The sequence below is a fragment of the Dyella telluris genome (assembly GCF_014297575.1).
Taxonomy (GTDB): domain Bacteria; phylum Pseudomonadota; class Gammaproteobacteria; order Xanthomonadales; family Rhodanobacteraceae; genus Dyella; species Dyella telluris.
Window position 1 is genome coordinate 4,087,992 of record NZ_CP060412.1, and the last position, 16,976, is coordinate 4,104,967.

13 protein-coding genes and 1 riboswitch are annotated in these 16,976 nt (G+C 64.8%); of the genes, 9 read left to right on the forward strand and 4 right to left on the reverse strand.

Going from position 1 to position 16,976, the window contains the following annotated elements:
• Positions 1-137 precede the first annotated feature (137 nt).
• The 6 genes from hrcA to H8F01_RS18035 all read left to right on the forward strand — a co-directional run bounded on the left by hrcA (position 138) and on the right by H8F01_RS18035 (position 7,387).
• Positions 138-1,190: a heat-inducible transcriptional repressor HrcA gene (hrcA, locus tag H8F01_RS18010; RefSeq protein WP_187056410.1), complete on the forward strand. Its 1,053-nt coding sequence runs from the start codon at positions 138-140 to the stop codon at positions 1,188-1,190.
• A gap of 84 nt (positions 1,191-1,274) precedes the next feature.
• Positions 1,275-1,808 carry a nucleotide exchange factor GrpE gene (gene grpE, locus H8F01_RS18015; RefSeq protein ID WP_187056411.1) on the forward strand — a complete coding sequence of 178 codons (534 nt, stop codon included), beginning with the start codon at positions 1,275-1,277 and terminating at the stop codon, positions 1,806-1,808.
• Positions 1,809-1,968: 160 nt separating this feature from the next.
• Positions 1,969-3,894, forward strand: a complete 1,926-nt coding sequence (gene dnaK, locus H8F01_RS18020; RefSeq protein WP_187056412.1) for a molecular chaperone DnaK — start codon at positions 1,969-1,971, stop codon at positions 3,892-3,894.
• A 130-nt stretch (positions 3,895-4,024) separates the two neighbouring features.
• Positions 4,025-5,149 carry a molecular chaperone DnaJ gene (dnaJ, locus tag H8F01_RS18025; protein ID WP_187056413.1) on the forward strand — a complete coding sequence of 375 codons (1,125 nt, stop codon included), beginning with the start codon at positions 4,025-4,027 and terminating at the stop codon, positions 5,147-5,149.
• 143 nt (positions 5,150-5,292) lie between these two features.
• Positions 5,293-6,096 carry a 4-hydroxy-tetrahydrodipicolinate reductase gene (gene dapB / locus H8F01_RS18030; protein WP_187056414.1) on the forward strand — a complete coding sequence of 268 codons (804 nt, stop codon included), beginning with the start codon at positions 5,293-5,295 and terminating at the stop codon, positions 6,094-6,096.
• A 48-nt stretch (positions 6,097-6,144) separates the two neighbouring features.
• Positions 6,145-6,278: riboswitch (yybP-ykoY riboswitch) on the forward strand.
• A gap of 101 nt (positions 6,279-6,379) precedes the next feature.
• The gene (locus tag H8F01_RS18035) at positions 6,380-7,387 is read left to right on the forward strand and encodes a sodium:calcium antiporter (protein ID WP_187056415.1); all 1,008 of its coding nucleotides are present in this window, start codon (positions 6,380-6,382) and stop codon (positions 7,385-7,387) included.
• A gap of 41 nt (positions 7,388-7,428) precedes the next feature.
• Here the strand turns inward: H8F01_RS18035 and H8F01_RS18040 are convergent, their stop codons facing one another.
• Positions 7,429-8,124 (reverse strand): 2OG-Fe(II) oxygenase, encoded by a 696-nt coding sequence (locus tag H8F01_RS18040; RefSeq protein WP_187056416.1) that lies wholly within the window; start codon positions 8,122-8,124, stop codon positions 7,429-7,431.
• A gap of 230 nt (positions 8,125-8,354) precedes the next feature.
• Between H8F01_RS18040 and carA the strand changes: the two genes are divergently transcribed.
• The 3 genes from carA to greA are packed head-to-tail and all read left to right on the forward strand — an operon-like array spanning position 8,355 to position 13,187.
• Entirely contained in the window at positions 8,355-9,491 is a 1,137-nt protein-coding gene (gene carA / locus H8F01_RS18045; RefSeq protein WP_187056417.1) for a glutamine-hydrolyzing carbamoyl-phosphate synthase small subunit, read from the forward strand.
• Positions 9,484-12,711, forward strand: coding sequence for a carbamoyl-phosphate synthase large subunit (carB, locus tag H8F01_RS18050; RefSeq protein WP_187056418.1), 3,228 nt, complete (start codon positions 9,484-9,486; stop codon positions 12,709-12,711). The genes carA and carB overlap by 8 nt, the downstream gene beginning before the upstream one ends.
• Positions 12,708-13,187, forward strand: a complete 480-nt coding sequence (gene greA, locus H8F01_RS18055) for a transcription elongation factor GreA (protein ID WP_187056419.1) — start codon at positions 12,708-12,710, stop codon at positions 13,185-13,187. The genes carB and greA overlap by 4 nt, the downstream gene beginning before the upstream one ends.
• A gap of 241 nt (positions 13,188-13,428) precedes the next feature.
• On the opposite strand, the gene ykgO is transcribed toward greA, so the two are convergent.
• The 3 genes from ykgO to H8F01_RS18070 form a co-directional block, all read right to left on the reverse strand.
• Positions 13,429-13,554 (reverse strand): type B 50S ribosomal protein L36, encoded by a 126-nt coding sequence (gene ykgO, locus H8F01_RS18060; RefSeq protein ID WP_029213509.1) that lies wholly within the window; start codon positions 13,552-13,554, stop codon positions 13,429-13,431.
• A 138-nt stretch (positions 13,555-13,692) separates the two neighbouring features.
• Positions 13,693-14,589, reverse strand: coding sequence for a LysR family transcriptional regulator (locus tag H8F01_RS18065; protein WP_187056420.1), 897 nt, complete (start codon positions 14,587-14,589; stop codon positions 13,693-13,695).
• A gap of 359 nt (positions 14,590-14,948) precedes the next feature.
• Complete coding sequence (locus H8F01_RS18070; RefSeq protein WP_187056421.1) at positions 14,949-16,967, reverse strand: NADPH-dependent 2,4-dienoyl-CoA reductase; 2,019 nt, start codon at positions 16,965-16,967, stop codon at positions 14,949-14,951.
• Positions 16,968-16,976 lie beyond the last annotated feature (9 nt).

The window sequence follows — 16,976 nt, forward strand, 5'->3', positions numbered from 1 at the left end:
GAGGGGTGCCAACCAGGGTGACGACGTGCCGTCGCCACACCCGTTTTTTTTGTTGCCACCGCCCCCGGCCTTGCCCCGTTTCTTGCAAACTTTGCCGCCAGACCTTATTTCTTTCCTGTCTCACGGATTGCTACAGCATGCCTGCCGCCCAACTCGATGCCCGCGCACGACGCCTGTTGCGCACATTGATTGCCCAGTACCTCGCCGACGGCGAGCCGGTAGGGTCGCGCACGCTTTCGCGCTCGTCCGGGCTGGATGTGAGCCCGGCCACCATCCGTAACATCATGTCTGACCTGGAAGAAGCCGGCCTGGTGGCATCGCCGCACACCTCGGCCGGGCGCGTGCCCACGCCGCGCGGCCTGCGCCTGTTCGTGGACAGCCTGATTGAACTGCAGCCGCTGCCGCTGGACGAAATGGCACGCCTGCGCCGCGAGCTGCCGCCCGGGCTCACCACCACCCGCGACCTGCTGGGCAATGTCTCGACCTTGCTGTCGGCCATGACCCAGTTCGCCGGCGTGGTCACGGTGCCGCGGCAGGCTGACTTCCCGCTGCGCCATATCGATTTCGTGCCGCTGCCCGATGCCCGGGTGCTGGTGATCCTGGTGTTTTCGGACAACCAGGTGCAGAACCGCATCGTGCAGCTGGCCAAGCCGCTGGACAGCCGCGAGCTGGAGCAGGCGGCCAACTACCTCAACTCGCAGTTCGCCGGGCTGCGCCTGGACGACATCCGCGGTCACCTGCTGCGTGAGCTGCGCGAAGCCAGCAGCGAGCTCAACCAGCTGATGTCCAGTGCGGTGGAGCTGGCGGCGGCCTCGTTCGCCCCGCAGGGCGACAGCGACGACGTGCTGGTCAGCGGCCAGACCAACCTGATGGGTTACTCGGAACTGGCCAACCTGGACCGCCTTCGCGAGCTGTTCGAGGCGTTCCAGAAGAAAAGCGAGCTGCTGCAGCTCATGGAAGTGTGCGCGAAAGCCCCTGGCGTGCGCCTGTTCATCGGCGAAGAATCGGGCTTTACGGCGCTGGATGGCTGCAGCGTGGTCACGGCCAGCTACGGCGCCCAGGGGAGGGTGCTGGGCGCGGTCGGGGTGATTGGCCCCACCCGCATGGCCTATGAACGGGTCATCCCGGTGGTTCAGGCGACGGCCGGTTTGCTCAGCGACGCCTTGAATCGCGTCGCAACGACCTTATAACGCGCTCGGGAGGCGGGGTTTACCCGCAAGTGATTGACGGTTGGTGCCAGGGGCACCGGCCACGGACAAGGCTTGGAGTAATTCATGCAGAGCAACGATCCAACGGCGTCCAGCGGGACGCAGGGCCCTGGCGGACAGGATGAAGCAGCCCACGCGGAGCTGGAGGCGCTGAAGGCGCGCATCGCTGAACTTGAAGCGAGCAACGTCGACCTGCGCGACACCGTGCTGCGCGAAAAGGCGGAAATCGAGAACCAGCGCCGTCGCCTGCACCGCGACGTGGAGCAGGCCCGCCGCTTCGCCAACGAAAAGCTGCTGAACGAGCTGCTGCCGGTCTATGACGGCCTTGAGATGGGCCTGCAGGCGGAAGGCGGCGACGTGGCCAGCGTGCGCGAGGGCATCGCGCTGACGCTGAAGTCGCTGCTGAAGATCGCCGAGAACAATGGCCTGGTGCAGGTCGATCCGGTGGGTCAGCCGCTGGATCCGGACAAGCACCACGCCGTCAGCATGGTGGAGGCCCCGGGCGCGGCCCCCAACACGGTGGTCAGCGTGCTCCAGAAGGGCTACGTGCTGAACGACCGTCTCCTGCGCCCCGCGTTGGTGGCGGTCGCCAAGGAATAACACCCGCGCTGGCGGTAGCAGGCGCCTGAATGGCGCCCCCCGCCGGCCACGGTGACAAGGGCTTTGGGGTCTTGTCGGCATTGAGATGAAACATGCCGAACCCCATCTGACATACCAGTTGCGGCCGAGGGGTCGCTTAAAGAATTCGGGAGTAGACAACATGGGTAAAATCATTGGTATCGACCTGGGCACGACCAACTCGTGCGTTGCCGTCATGGACGGCAGCACCGCCAAGGTCATCGAGAACTCGGAAGGCGATCGCACCACGCCGTCCATCGTCGCCTTCACCAAGGACAACGAAGTCCTCGTGGGCGCGCCGGCCAAGCGCCAGAGCGTGACCAACCCCAAGAACACCTTCTACGCGGTGAAGCGCCTGATCGGCCGCAAGTTCACCGACGCGGAAGTGCAGAAAGACCTGCACATCGTGCCCTACGGCATCATCGCCCATGACAACGGCGACGCCTGGGTGGAGACCTCCGACGGCAAGAAGATGGCTCCCCAGGAGATCTCGGCCAAGGTCCTCATGAAGATGAAGAAGACCGCCGAAGACTATCTCGGCGAAGCGGTCACCGAGGCCGTGATCACGGTGCCGGCGTACTTCAACGACAGCCAGCGCCAGGCCACCAAGGACGCGGGCCGCATTGCCGGCCTGGACGTCAAGCGCATCATCAACGAGCCCACCGCGGCCGCCCTGGCCTATGGCCTGGACAAGAAGGGCGCCGACCGCAAGGTGGCCGTGTATGACCTCGGCGGCGGCACGTTCGACGTGTCCATCATCGAGATCGCCGAAGTGGACGGCGAGAAGCAGTTCGAAGTGCTGGCCACCAACGGCGACACCTTCCTGGGTGGCGAAGACTTCGACATGCGCGTCATCGACTACCTCGTCGAAGAATTCAAGAAAGACCAGGGCATGGACCTGCGCAAGGATCCGCTCGCGCTGCAGCGCCTGAAGGACGCCGCCGAGCGCGCGAAGATCGAGCTGTCGTCCAGCCACCAGACCGAAGTGAACCTGCCGTACATCACGGCCGACGCTTCCGGTCCGAAGCACCTCAACATCAAGCTGACCCGCGCCAAGCTCGAAGCGCTGGTGGAAGACCTGATCAAGCGCACCATCGACCCGTGCCGCACCGCGTTGAATGACGCCGGCCTGCGCGTGTCCGACATCAACGAGGTGATCCTCGTCGGTGGCCAGACCCGCATGCCCAAGGTGCAGGAGTCGGTGAAGGACTTCTTCGGCAAGGAGCCGCGCAAGGACGTGAACCCGGACGAGGCCGTCGCTGTCGGCGCCGCGATCCAGGGTGGCGTGCTGGGCGGTACCGTGAAGGACGTGCTGCTGCTCGACGTCACCCCGCTGTCGCTCGGTATCGAGACGATGGGTGGCGTGATGACCAAGCTGATCGAGAAGAACACCACCGTGCCGACCAAGGCCTCGCAGGTGTTCTCCACCGCCGACGACAACCAGACGGCCGTGACCGTGCACGTGCTGCAGGGTGAGCGCGAGCGCGCCAGCGCCAACAAGTCGCTGGGCAAGTTCGACCTGCAGGGTATCGAGGCGGCGCCGCGCGGCATGCCGCAGATCGAAGTGACCTTCGATATCGACGCCAACGGCATCCTGCACGTGTCGGCCAAGGACAAGAAGACCGGCAAGGAACAGAAGATCGAGATCAAGGCCGGCTCGGGCCTGTCCGAGGAAGAGATCAACCGCATGGTGGCCGACGCCGAGGCCAACAAGGAAGAAGACAAGAAGTTCCACGAACTTGTCAGCACCCGCAACAAGGCCGACCAGCTGGTGCACGCCACCCGCAGCGCGCTCAAGGAGCACGGCGGCAAGGTGCCGGCTGACCAGCTGAGCAGCATCGAGGGTGCGCTGTCTGACCTTGAGAAGGTCAAGGAAGGCGACGACAAGGCTGCCATCGAGTCGAAGATCGAGAAGCTCGAGCAGGTGGCCCAGGCCCTCTACGCTGCGGCCCAGGGCGCTGGCGCCCAGCCGGAAGCGGCTGCGCAGGCGGGTGGCCATCAGGGTTCTTCGGCACAGGACGACGTGGTCGATGCCGAGTTCACTGAAGTCAAGGACGACAAGAAGTAATATTGGCCGGTCGGCATTGCCGATCTGACGCAGCCCGCGTCCGGACAGAAGTCTGGTCGCGGGCTGTTTGTTGAGGAGACATGGATCGCTCGATTCATGTGGAAGTGAGCGGTCCATGCCGGATGCAACGATGAGCAAGCGTGATTACTACGAAGTCCTTGGGGTGGAACGCACCGTCACCGAGGTCGAACTGAAGAAGTCGTTCCGTCGACTGGCGATGAAGTACCACCCGGACCGCTGTCCGGATGATCCGCACGCGCAGGAGAAGTTCAAGGAGGCCAAGGAGGCCTACGAAGTGCTGTCCGACGGGCAGAAGCGCGCCATGTACGACCAGCACGGTCATGCGGCTTTCGAGCAGGGCATGGGCGGCGGTCGCGGTGGCTTTGGCGACATGGGCGACATCTTCGGCGATATCTTCGGCGACATTTTCGGCATGGGCGGTGGCGGGCGCGGGCGTTCGCGTCGCGGCTCCGACCTGCGTTACATCATGGAGCTCGATCTGGAAGAGGCCGTGTTCGGCGTCGAGAAGAAGATCGAGATTCCCACCCAGGTCAACTGCCACCACTGCAACGGCAGCGGTTCGGACGACGGCAAGACGGTGACCTGCAAGACCTGCGCAGGCCATGGCCGCGTGCGCATGCAGAACGGCATTTTCTCCATCCAGCAGGCCTGCCCGCATTGCGGCGGCAGCGGCCAGATGATCGAGAAACCCTGCAAGGAATGCGACGGCGAAGGCCGCCTGGAAGAAACCCGTTCGCTGTCGGTGAACATTCCCGCCGGCGTGGACAACGGTGACCGCATCCGCCTGACGGGGCAGGGCGAAGCCGGCCCGGCCGGTGGCGAAGCCGGTGACCTGTACGTGGAAGTGCGCGTGCGCGAGCACGGCATCTTCCAGCGCGAAGGCAACGACCTGCATTGCGAACTGCCGATCCGCTTTGCCCAGGCGGCGCTGGGCGCGGAGTTGCTGGTGCCGACGCTGGAAGGCGAAGTGCCGATCAACATCCCGCCGGAAACGCAGACCGGCCAGATGTTCCGCCTGCGCGGGCGTGGCGTGAAATCCGTGCGCAGCGCGCGGACAGGCGACCTGATCTGCCGTGTGGTAGTGGAAACGCCGGTGCGCCTGACCAAGCAGCAGCGCGAATTGCTGGAACAGCTGGAGTCGACCTTTGCCAATGGCGAGGCGGACAAGCACACGCCGCGCGCCAAGACCTGGGTGGATGGCGTCAAGCAGTTCTGGTCGCGCGTCACCTCGTAAGTTCAGGCGATGCATGCAGCAATGGAAGCCCCGGTTTTCACCGGGGCTTTTTCATTTGGGTGGTTTGTTCATGGGCGATCGTGCATGGCGACGCCTTCAGGCGGTAGCATCGCCTCTCCCGTGCCATCCCCCAGGAAGCCCCCATGTCCCAGCCCGTTCGCCTCGCCATCAATGGCGCCACCGGTCGCATGGGGCAGGCGTTGCTTGCACTGGTGAAGGACGATGCGCGCTTTGCGCTGGTGGCCGCCATCGCGTCGCCGTCGTCGTCGAAGCTGGGGCAGCCGGTGGATACCTGCGAGGGTGCACTGGCCTTCACGCATGAGTGGCCGTTGCCCGGCTCGCTGGACGTGGTGGTGGATTTCAGTGGCCCGGCCGGCCTGGCCGAGGCGCTGACCTATTGCGAGTCGCACAACGTGGCCCTGGTGACGGGTACCACCGGGTTGGATACCACCTTCGCGCAGCGCCTCAACGCGTCGGCGGCGCGCATTGCTTTGCTGCGTTCGGCCAATTTCAGCCTGGGCGTGGCCGTGCTGACGCGCCTGCTTCGCCAGGCCGCGGCATCGCTGCCGGACTGGGACCTGGACATCATCGAGGCCCACCACAACCGCAAGGAAGACGCACCGTCGGGCACGGCACTGGCGCTGGGCGAGGCCGCTGCGGCGGCGCGCGGCACCTCCCTGCACGAAAGCGCGGTGTATGCGCGCGAAGGGCGCGTCGGTCCGCGCGAGCACGGCACCATTGGTTTTGCCGTGGTGCGTGGTGGCGACATCGTGGGCGAGCACGAAGTGTTGTTGATGGGGCAGGGCGAGCGCATTGAGCTCACCCACCGCGCCACGGATCGCTCGATCTTTGCCCGTGGCGCGCTGGAAGCCGCCCACTGGCTCAGCGGCCGTGCCGCCGGCGACTACGACCTGGACGCCATGTTGGCCGACCGCGCGTCGGGCTGATTCCCTTCTGGCGGCTTGTCGGGGCGCCCGGCAGGCCCTAAAATCTTGCGGATTGTCATTGGGGAGTAGCCATCCTCACCCCCTCGCGACCGCCCTGCGGTTGCGGCATCAGAGGAATCCGCGTCAACAGACTTGAAGCCTCGTGCTTCATGGCGTGGATGGCACCGGTACCATCAGGTACCGGCAGCCCGGCGAGACCTTTGGCCACGACGCGCTCACCTTAGCCGGGCGAGCTCGCGTCGCTGAGCCAATGGTTTTCCGCTCGCCCGGCCTTGGAAAAAGCATGCTTACTGCACTGTTGTTCCTGCTCTCGGCTGGTGCGATCTATTTCGCGTGCGAGTACTTCGTCAACGGCGTGGAGTGGTTCGGCCAGAAGCTCAACCTGGGCGCCACCGCCACGGGCACCATCCTTGCTGCATTCGGCACGGCGCTGCCCGAGAGTGCGGTGACTTTCGTCGCCGTGATCCTGGGCAAGACGCCCGAGCAGAAGGATATTGGCGTGGGCGCCGCGCTGGGCGGCCCGCTGGTGCTCGCCACCATCGCCTATGCCGTGGTGGGCGTGGCGCTATGGGTGAATCGCCGCCGGCTGCAGCGTGCCGACAACATGGTGCGGGTGGAACATGGCCGCCTGGCACGTGACCAGTCGTGGTTCCTTGCCATCTTCGTGGTGAAGTGCGGGCTCGGTCTGGTGGCGTTCGCCTTCAAGCCATGGCTGGGCGTGCTTTTCCTCGCCGCTTACGGTCTTTATGTGTGGCGCGAGCTGAAGTCGTCGGACACGGCGCCGGAGGAAGAGGAGATCGAGCCGCTGAAGTTTCAGCCGAAGGCGGCCGACCCTGCGTTGTTCTGGGTGATCGCACAGACGACGCTGGCACTGCTGGTGATCGCGTTCGCCTCGCACACCTTCGTCAAGCAGATCGAAGCTATCGGCGTGGCGCTGCAGCTGTCGCCGCATCTTGTCGCGCTGGTGCTGAGCCCGGTGGCTACCGAACTGCCCGAGACCATGAATGCGCTGATCTGGGTGCGCCAGGGCAAGGAGCGTCTCGCGCTGGCCAATATCTCCGGCGCCATGATGATCCAGGCGACCATTCCCAGCTCGCTGGCCCTGTTCGCCACGCCGTGGTTGTTCGATGCGCCGCTGATGGTGGCGGGCGTGCTCACGGGCGTAGCCGTGGTGTATCTGTGGTGGCTGTTCCGCCGCGGGCGCGTGGATGCGCGCTGGCTCGTGCCGGTGGGGCTGTTGTACGGCGTGTTTGCCGCGTACGTGGCCTGGCACTTCAGCAGCAATCTCTGATCGACGGTGGAGCGCTGGCGCCGCCTGGCGCCAGCGCAGGCTCAGTCCTTGTGCGCGGCGTTGCGGTCGCGGTCGGCGCCGAGCTTGCGGTCCAGCGAACCGAAGATGCGCTTGAACGCCCGGGAGAACTTGCCGCGCTTGGTCTTGCGGAGCTTCTCTTCCTCGCTGGTCAGCCAGGCCACCTGGATCACACGGCGTTCACCCTCGTAGGGCAGGTGGCCGTGAAAGGAGTTTTCACAGCGCTTGAACACCGCGAACTCGCCGTACAGCGGTTTGAGCTCCGGCGCGATCAGGCTGTCGATGTTGTCGATGCTGCCGAGGAAGCGCAGGCAGCCGTCGCTGGTGTCAGGCCACAGCGTGTTGAGGTACAGCAGGGCTGTGGCCACCTTGGACTTGCTGTCCGTATGGATGGTGCCGTGGCGCTTGTTGAGCGAGCGGCACAGCGTGATCAGGGTGGGGTAATCGCCCAGGTTGGCGATGCCCAGCCGCTCGCCGATGGCGCTGGCAAACTCCGCCGAGCTCAGGCGTTCCACCAGGGCATTCACCGAGGGGCCGCAGTCGCTGGCGTCGTACGGGAAGAAACCGGCGCTGGCGTAGCGTGGAAAGTCCCGCTCCAGTTCCCCGCGGGCCTCGTCGGGCAGCTGCCCGTGAGCGATCAGGAAAGGGAATGGCTCCATCCGCACGTCCGTGTCCGGTCGGTCGAGGCGGGCGGGATCGAGCAACGCGGCTGCGTTCATGGAGTTCCGGTCATGGGCAAGTGTTGCGTAGTGTAACGCTCCGTTTACCCGCCGGTTGTCAGGGCCCCGCCGGCAGCCCTTTCCCCGGGCCGCGTTCAGCTGTTCCGGATGGACATGGAAGGGCCTTTCACCTATCATTTTGACCCGCCCTGAAACGTTCCTCGACCAAGGTCCACAAGCTGCTTCGCAGCGGCTTGCGGACTTTGCTGCACCTAAAAGGCGGTCCTCCCATGCCTATCCCTGCTCTGCTTGCCCTTGAAGACGGCAGCGTGTTCCACGGCTACGCCGTTGGCGCGACTGGTGAAACCGTCGGCGAGGTGGTTTTCAATACCGCCATGACCGGCTACCAGGAGATCCTCACCGATCCCTCGTACGCCAAACAGATCGTCACCCTGACTTATCCGCACATTGGCAACACCGGCGTGAACGTGGAGGACGAGGAGTCCGACACCGTGCATGCGGCAGGCCTGATCGTGCGCGACGTGCCGCGCCGACCCAGCAACTGGCGCAGCACCGAGAGCCTTCCCGATTACCTCAAGCGCCACGGCATCGTGGCCATTGCCGGCATCGACACCCGTCGCCTGACCCGTATCCTGCGCGACAAGGGTGCGCTGAACGGCTGCATCGCCGCGGGCGAGCAGATCGACGAAGCCGCCGCGCTGGCGAAGGCGCGCGCTTTCCCGGGCCTCAACGGCATGGATCTGGCCAAGGTGGTCAGCGTGGGTGAGTCGTACCAGTGGAGCGAGGGCGTGTACGACCTCGACCAGACCCGCTTCAATCAGCCGTCCAAGCGCTTCAAGGTCGTGGCCTACGACTTCGGCGTGAAGTACAACATCCTGCGCCTGCTGGCCGAACAGGGTTGCGACATCACCGTGGTGCCGGCGCAGACGCCTGCCGCCGACGTGCTGGCGATGAAGCCGGATGGTGTGTTCCTTTCCAACGGCCCTGGCGATCCGGCGGCCTGCGACTACGCCATCGTGGCTGCGCGCGAATTCCTCGACGCGAAGATCCCGCTCTTCGGCATCTGCCTGGGTCACCAGATCATGGGCCTGGCGCTGGGCGCCAAGACGCTGAAGATGAAGTTCGGCCATCACGGCGCGAACCATCCGGTGAAGGACATGGACGACGGCCGCGTGCTGATCACCTCGCAGAACCACGGCTTCGCCGTTGACCCGGCGACGCTGCCGGCGAACGTGCGCGTGACGCATGCGTCGCTGTTCGACGGTTCGCTGCAGGGCTTCGCGCTCACCGACCGTCCGGCGTTCTGCTTCCAGGGTCACCCGGAAGCCAGCCCCGGTCCGCACGACATTGGTTATCTGTTTGATCGTTTTGCCGCACTGATGCAGGAGGCCCGCACGAATGGCTAAGCGCACTGATATCAAGAGCATCCTCATCATTGGCGCCGGCCCGATCGTCATCGGCCAGGCCTGTGAGTTCGACTACTCCGGCGCGCAGGCCTGCAAGGCGCTGAAGGAAGAGGGTTACCGCGTCATCCTGGTGAACTCCAACCCCGCCACGATCATGACCGACCCGGAGACGGCCGACGCTGTCTACATCGAGCCGATCAACTGGCAGACGGTGGAGCGCATCATCGCCAAGGAGCGTCCGGACGCCGTGCTGCCCACCATGGGCGGCCAGACCGGCCTCAACTGCGCGCTGGACCTCGCCGACAACGGCGTGCTCGAGAAGTACAACGTCGAGCTGATCGGCGCCTCGCGCGAAGCCATCCGCATGGCCGAAGACCGCGAGCTGTTCCGCGTGGCCATGAAGGAAATCGGGCTGGAATGCCCGAAGGCCGAAGTGGTTCGCACGTTCGAGCAGGCGCTGGCCACGCAGGCGAAGGTGGGCTTCCCCACCGTCATCCGCCCGAGCTTCACGCTGGGTGGTTCGGGTGGCGGCATCGCCTACAACAAGGAAGAGTTCGAAGAGATCGTCAAGCGCGGCCTCGAGCTTTCGCCGGTGGGCGAAGTGCTGGTCGAGGAATCCGTGCTCGGCTGGAAGGAATTCGAGATGGAAGTGGTCCGCGACAAGGCGGACAACTGCATCATCGTGTGCTCCATCGAAAACCTCGATCCGATGGGCGTGCATACCGGCGACTCGATCACCGTCGCGCCGGCGCAGACGCTCACCGACAAGGAATACCAGCGCCTGCGCGATGCCTCCATCGCCGTGCTGCGCAAGATCGGCGTGGACACCGGTGGCTCCAACGTGCAGTTCGGCATCAATGCCGAGAACGGCCGCGTGGTGGTCATCGAGATGAACCCGCGCGTGTCGCGCTCGTCGGCGCTGGCCTCCAAGGCCACCGGTTTCCCGATCGCCAAGATCGCCGCGAAGCTGGCCGTGGGCTACACGCTGGACGAACTCAAGAACGACATCACCGGCGGCCTGACCCCGGCGTCGTTCGAGCCGACCATCGATTACGTCGTCACCAAGATCCCGCGCTTTGCGTTCGAGAAGTTCCCGTCCGCTGATGCCCGCCTCACCACTCAGATGAAGTCGGTGGGTGAAGTGATGGCGATGGGCCGCACCTTCCACGAATCGCTGCAGAAGGCGCTGCGTGGCCTGGAAATCGGCAAGACCGGCCTGAACCCGACGGGTCTGGACCTCACCACGGACGAAGGCGTCAACGCGCTCAAGCGCGAGCTGCGCGAGCCGCGTCCGGACCGCGTGTTCCACCTTGCCGATGCGTTCCGCGCTGGCCTGACGCTGGAAGACGTGTACGGCCTCAGCCGCGTCGACCCCTGGTTCCTGGCGGCGTTCGAAGACATCGTGCTGACCGAGAAGGAAGTGCAGTCGCAGGGCATCGCTGCCATCGACGCACTGCGCATGCGCGAACTCAAGCGCATGGGTTTCTCCGATGCGCGCCTGGCCGAACTGCTCGACACCAACGAAGCGGCCATGCGCCACCTGCGCCGCACGCTGGGCGTGCGCCCGGTGTACAAGCGCGTGGATTCCTGCGCCGCCGAGTTCGCCACCACCACGGCCTACATGTACTCGACCTACGAGGAAGAGTGCGAGGCCAATCCGACCGACCGCGACAAGATCATCGTGCTCGGCGGTGGTCCGAACCGCATCGGCCAGGGCATCGAGTTCGACTACTGCTGCGTGCACGCCGCGCTCGCCCTGCGCGAGGATGGTTTCGAAACCATCATGGTCAACTGCAACCCGGAAACCGTCTCCACCGATTACGACACCTCCGACCGCCTGTACTTCGAGCCGCTGACGCTGGAAGACGTGCTGGAGATCGTCGACCTCGAGAAGCCCAAGGGCGTGATCGTGCAGTACGGTGGCCAGACGCCGCTGAAGCTGGCGCGCGCGCTTGAAGCGGCTGGCGCACCGGTGATCGGTACGTCGCCAGACAGTATCGACTTGGCGGAAGACCGCGAACGCTTCCAGCAGATGATCGAAAAGATCGGCCTGAAGCAGCCGCCGAACCGCACGGCGCGTACGCCGGAAGAAGCCTTGGCGTCGGCGCGCGAAATCGGCTACCCGCTGGTGGTTCGCCCGAGCTACGTGCTCGGCGGGCGCGCGATGGAAATCGTCTACAGCGATGCCGATCTTTCGCGCTACATCCGCGACGCAGTGCAGGTGTCGAATGATTCGCCGGTGCTGCTGGATCGCTTCCTCGACCACGCGGTGGAAGTGGACGTGGACATCATCGCGGACGCCGGCGGCAACGTGCTGGTCGGCGGCATCATGGAGCATATCGAGGAAGCGGGCGTCCACTCGGGCGACTCGTCCTGCTCGCTGCCGCCGTACTCGCTGACGCAGGAGGTGCAGGATGAAATGCGCCGCCAGGTCACCGCGATGGCGAAGGAGCTGAAGGTCGTCGGCCTGATGAATACGCAGTTCGCCATCCAGGGCGACACCGTGTACATCCTCGAAGTGAACCCGCGCGCCTCGCGCACGGTGCCGTTCGTCTCCAAGGCCACCGGCGTGCCGCTCGCCAAGATCGCCGCGCGTGCGATGGCTGGCATTTCACTCGCCAAGCAGGGCGCGACCAAGGAAGTGATTCCCGGGTACTACTCGGTGAAGGAAGCGATCTTCCCGTTCCTGAAGTTCCAGAATGTCGACCCGATCCTCGGCCCTGAAATGCGCTCCACCGGTGAGGTGATGGGCGTGGGTCGCAGCTTCGGTGCCGCCTTCGCGCGCGGTCACGATGCCGCCGGCATCAAGACGCCGCCGAAGGGCAAGGTGTTCGTGTCGGTGCGTGACGCCGACAAGGATCGCCTGCTGCCGGTGGCCCGCGAAGTGCTGGAAAAGGGCTTCAGCCTGGTCGCCACCGAAGGCACGGCCAAGTACCTGGCCGAGCACGGCGTGACCTGCGAGCGCATCAACAAGGTGATCGAAGGCCGCCCGCACATTGTCGACCTGATCAAGAACGGCGAGATCGTCTATATCGTCAACACGACCGAGGGCAAGGCAGCCATCGCCGACTCGTTCTCGATCCGCCGCGAGGCCCTGCAGCAGCGCGTCACGTACTCCACCACGGTGGCCGGTGCCCGTGCGCTGGTGCACTCGTTGGATTACCACGGTGACGGCCAGGTGCACAGCCTGCAGGAACTGCACAAGGAGCTGAAAGCATGAGTCGTGCGCCTATTACCAAGGCGGGTTCGGAGCGTCTGCGCGGTGAGCTGGAAAAGCTGAAGTCCACGGATCGGCCGAACATCATCGCGGCCATCGCCGAGGCACGTGCGCACGGCGACCTCAAGGAGAACGCGGAGTATCACGCCGCACGCGAGCAGCAGAGCTTCATCGAGGGGCGTATCGCCGCCCTGGAAGCCCTGCTGTCCACGGCGGAAGTGATCGATGTGAGTCGTCTTGCAGCCGGCAATCGCGTGGTGTTCGGTGCAACCGTTGATCTGGAAGACGAGGACAGCGGCGAAGCCGTGACCTACCAGATCGTGGGTGACCTGGAAGCCGACATCAAGCTGCGCCTGATTGCGGTGTCCTCGCCCATCGCGCGTGCCCTGATCGGCAAGAGCGAAGGCGACAGCTTCGAGTTCACCGCGCCGAATGGCGTGAAGCACTACGAGATCACGGGCGTGCGTTACGAGGCCTGAGGTTTGCGGTTTCGTTGGGCAGAAAAGGGCCGCTTTTGCGGCCTTTTTCTTTGGGTGAATACGGCATGGGCGTTTTTGTAGGAGCGCACTTGTGCGCGATCGCGGTGTTGCGGTTCGTCAGCCCGGTGGGTTGTCGCGCACAAGTGCGCTCCTACAGGGCAGCAACGTAGCCAACAAAAAAACAGGCAACAAAAAAGGGCCGCTCTCGCGGCCCTTTTCGTGACACGTCGCAGCTAGAAAATTAGCGCTGACGAGCCTTGAAACGCGGGTTGCTCTTGCAGATCACGAACACCTTGCCGCGACGACGCACAACCTTGCAGTCACGGTGCCGCGACTTGGCGGACTTCAAAGAGGAAAGCACCTTCACGGCCAGCTCCTGAAACTATAGAAAGAGAAAATACAAGACGGCAACTATAAACAGTTTCTTGACTACAGACAAGTCCTTGGATCAATTGCGCTATTGGCGCGCTCAGCATGCCTGGGACGGCCGCGCGCCTGCGCCATGTCACTCCGGCTCGGTCATGGCACTCAGGAAGCGGCGGACCACTGGGCTGGGGTCGTCGGCACGACTGGCCAGGGCCAGCAGCATATAGGCGTCCGGGTCTTCCAGCTGCAGGTATTTCACGCCGGGCAGGTTCACCGAGCGCATGGACGCCGGCACTAGGGCGAGCCCCATGCCCGCTGCCACCAGCACCAGCAGGCCGTTGATCTGCTGGGCGTGCTGGCGGATCAAGGGATGGAAGTTGGCCTTGGCGGCAATCTGCGCCAGGCGGTCATACAGGGTGGCTGCCAGCTCGCGCGGCTGCACCACGAAGGCCTCCATGGCCACCTCCCGTAGCCAGATGCTGTCGCGCCCGGCCAGCGGGTGGTTGGCGGGCAGGGCAAGCAGCAGGGGTTCGCGGTCGATCACGTCCAGCCGTAGGTGCCTGGCCATGCCGGGGTGTTCCGGCTCATCGCGCACGAAGCCCACGTCCAGCTCACCGGCCAGCAGGGCCGCGTACTGCTGCTCGGTGTACATCTCGCTCAGGATCAGGCGCACCTGTGGCGCGAAACTGCGATAGCGAAGAAGCGTCTGGGGCAGGGCGGGGTGGAAGGTCACCGACACGGTGTAGGCCAGTCGCAGCTTGCCGCTGAAGCCGGTGGCCGCATCGGCCATCTGGGCGCGGGCTTCCTCGGCCTTGTCCAGAATCTGTCGGGCCTGTTCCAGGAACAGCTTGCCCGGTTCAGTCAGGGAAACGTTGCGCTTGTTGCGCTCCAGTAGCCGCACCCCCAGATCGTTCTCAAGTGACTGAATCTGCTGGGAAAGAGGGGGTTGCGAGATGTACAGGCGCTGGGCCGCCCGCGTGAAGCTGAGCTCTTCTGCGACTGTTACAAAGTAACGAAGCTGACGGAAGTCGAACATTTCAGGGCTTTAAGACGTTTTTCGAATAAGTTGGTGCCTAAATATATATTTGTTTCTATAACCGGTCGATCATATTATTCCTCTCGTCCCGGCACCGTCCCCTCCCCCCAGGTGCCGGCGACCCTCGCCCCGCTGCGACGCTATCCCCGCGATATCTGGTCTTCCTCCCCCCTGACCCATATCGACGCGTCGCCCAGCGGGGCGCTTTCTTTTCCAGACAACGCCCGGCCTAGCGCCGGGCGTTGTCGTTTGGGATCAAGGGTTTGTGTTGCAGGAGTGCACCCTGTGCGCGACGGCCTCACTGATGCAGTGCACGGCCGTCGCGCACAGGGTGCGCTCCTGCAGATGGCTCGCTCTGGTCAGAGCGTGGCAGCGAGGCGGGTGCCCTGGTCGATGGCGCGCTTGGCATCCAGTTCGGCTGCCACATCGGCCCCGCCGATGACATGGGCCTTCATGCCGGCCGCCGTCAATGCATCGGCCAGGGCGCGATTGGGTTCCTGTCCCGCGCAGATGATCACGTTGTCCACCGGCAGCACCTGCGTCTGGCCGTCGACCGTGATGTGCAGGCCTTCGTCGTCGAAGCGTTCGTAGCTGACGCCGCCGAGCATGCTGACGCGCTTGGCTTTGAGCGTGGCGCGATGCACCCAGCCGGTGGTCTTGTTGAGGCGGGCGCCGGGGCGACCCTCGGAGCGCTGGAGCAGCCACACCTGGCGCTCGGGTGCCTCCGGCTTTGGCGGTACCAGTCCGCCGCGTTCGGCCAGTTGCATGTCCACGCCCCATTCGCGCGTCCAGCGGGTGACGTCGGTGGTGGCAGAGGGTTGCTGTTCGACCAGGAACTCGGCGACGTCGAAACCGATGCCGCCCGCGCCAATGATGGCGACGCGCGCGCCGACCGGCTTGTTGTGCGCGAGCACGTCGAGGTAACTCAGTACGCGCGGATCATCGCTGCCCGGGAAGTGCACGCGACGGGGCGTAATGCCGGTGGCGACCACCACCTCGTCGTGGCCATCGGCAGCAAGCGTGGAGGCGTCGGCCGTCTGGCCAAGCTTTACCGACACGCCGGTGTCGTCCAGCCGGTGACGGAAATAGCGCAGCGTCTCGTGGAATTCTTCCTTGCCGGGAATGCGCTTGGCGTAGTTGAACTGGCCGCCGATCTCGCTGGCCTTGTCGATCAGCGTCACGGCATGGCCGCGCTCGGCGAGGGTGCTCGCGCAGGCCAGGCCGGCGGGGCCGGCGCCGACCACGGCGATCTTCTTGCGGACAATCGCCGGTTCGATGCGCAACTCCGTTTCATGGCAGGCGCGCGGGTTGAGCAGGCAGCTTGCGCGCCGGCTCTTGAATACGTGGTCGAGGCAGGCCTGGTTGCAGGCAATGCAGGTATTGATGCGTTCGCTGCGGCCGGCCTTCGCCTTGTTGGGCCATTCCGGATCGGCCAGCAGCGGGCGCGCCATCGACACCATGTCCGCCTCGCCGGCGGCGAGCACCTGCTCGGCCACCTCCGGCATGTTGATGCGGTTGGTGGTGATCAGCGGGATGGATACCTCGCCCTTGAGCTTCTTCGTGACCCACGCAAAGCCTGCACGCGGCACGCTGGTGACAATGGTGGGGACGCGTGCCTCGTGCCAGCCGATGCCGGTGTTGATGATGCTGGCGCCAGCCGCTTCGATGGCCTTGGCCAGTGTCACGATTTCGCTCCAGTCCTGCCCGTTTTCCACCAGGTCGAGCATCGACAGGCGATAGATGATGATGAAATCGCGGCCCACCGCTTCACGCGTGCGGCGCACGATTTCCACGGGAAACCGCATGCGTTTCGCCGCGTCACCGCCCCAGGCATCGCTGCGCTGGTTGGTGCGGGCGGTGAGGAACTGGTTGATCAGATAGCCTTCCGAGCCCATCACCTCGACGCCGTCGTAACCGGCGTCCTGTGCGAGTTTCGCGCAGCGCACGAAGTCACTGATGGTGCGCACGACGCCGCGGGTAGACAGGCCGCGAGGCGTGAACGGGGTAATCGGCGATTTGATCTTCGACGGCGCTACCGACAGCGGGTGGTAGCCGTAGCGTCCCGCGTGCAGGATCTGCATGCACAACTTGCCGCCTTCGGCATGTACGGCGCGCGTGAGCTTGCGGTGGCGCGCCACATGCCATGGCATGGAGAGCCGGCCGCCAAACGGTTTGAGCCAGCCCTGGATGCTCGGGGCAATGCCACCGGTGACCATCAGCCCCACGCCGCCGCGCGCGCGTTCGGCAAAGTACGCGGCAAGCTTGTCGTAGTCGCTGGATTTGTCCTCCAGGCCCGTATGCATCGAGCCCATCAGGATTCGGTTGGGCAGGGTGGTGTGCCCCAGGTCGAGCGGGGAGAACAGGCGAGGGAAGTTCATGCAGACCGC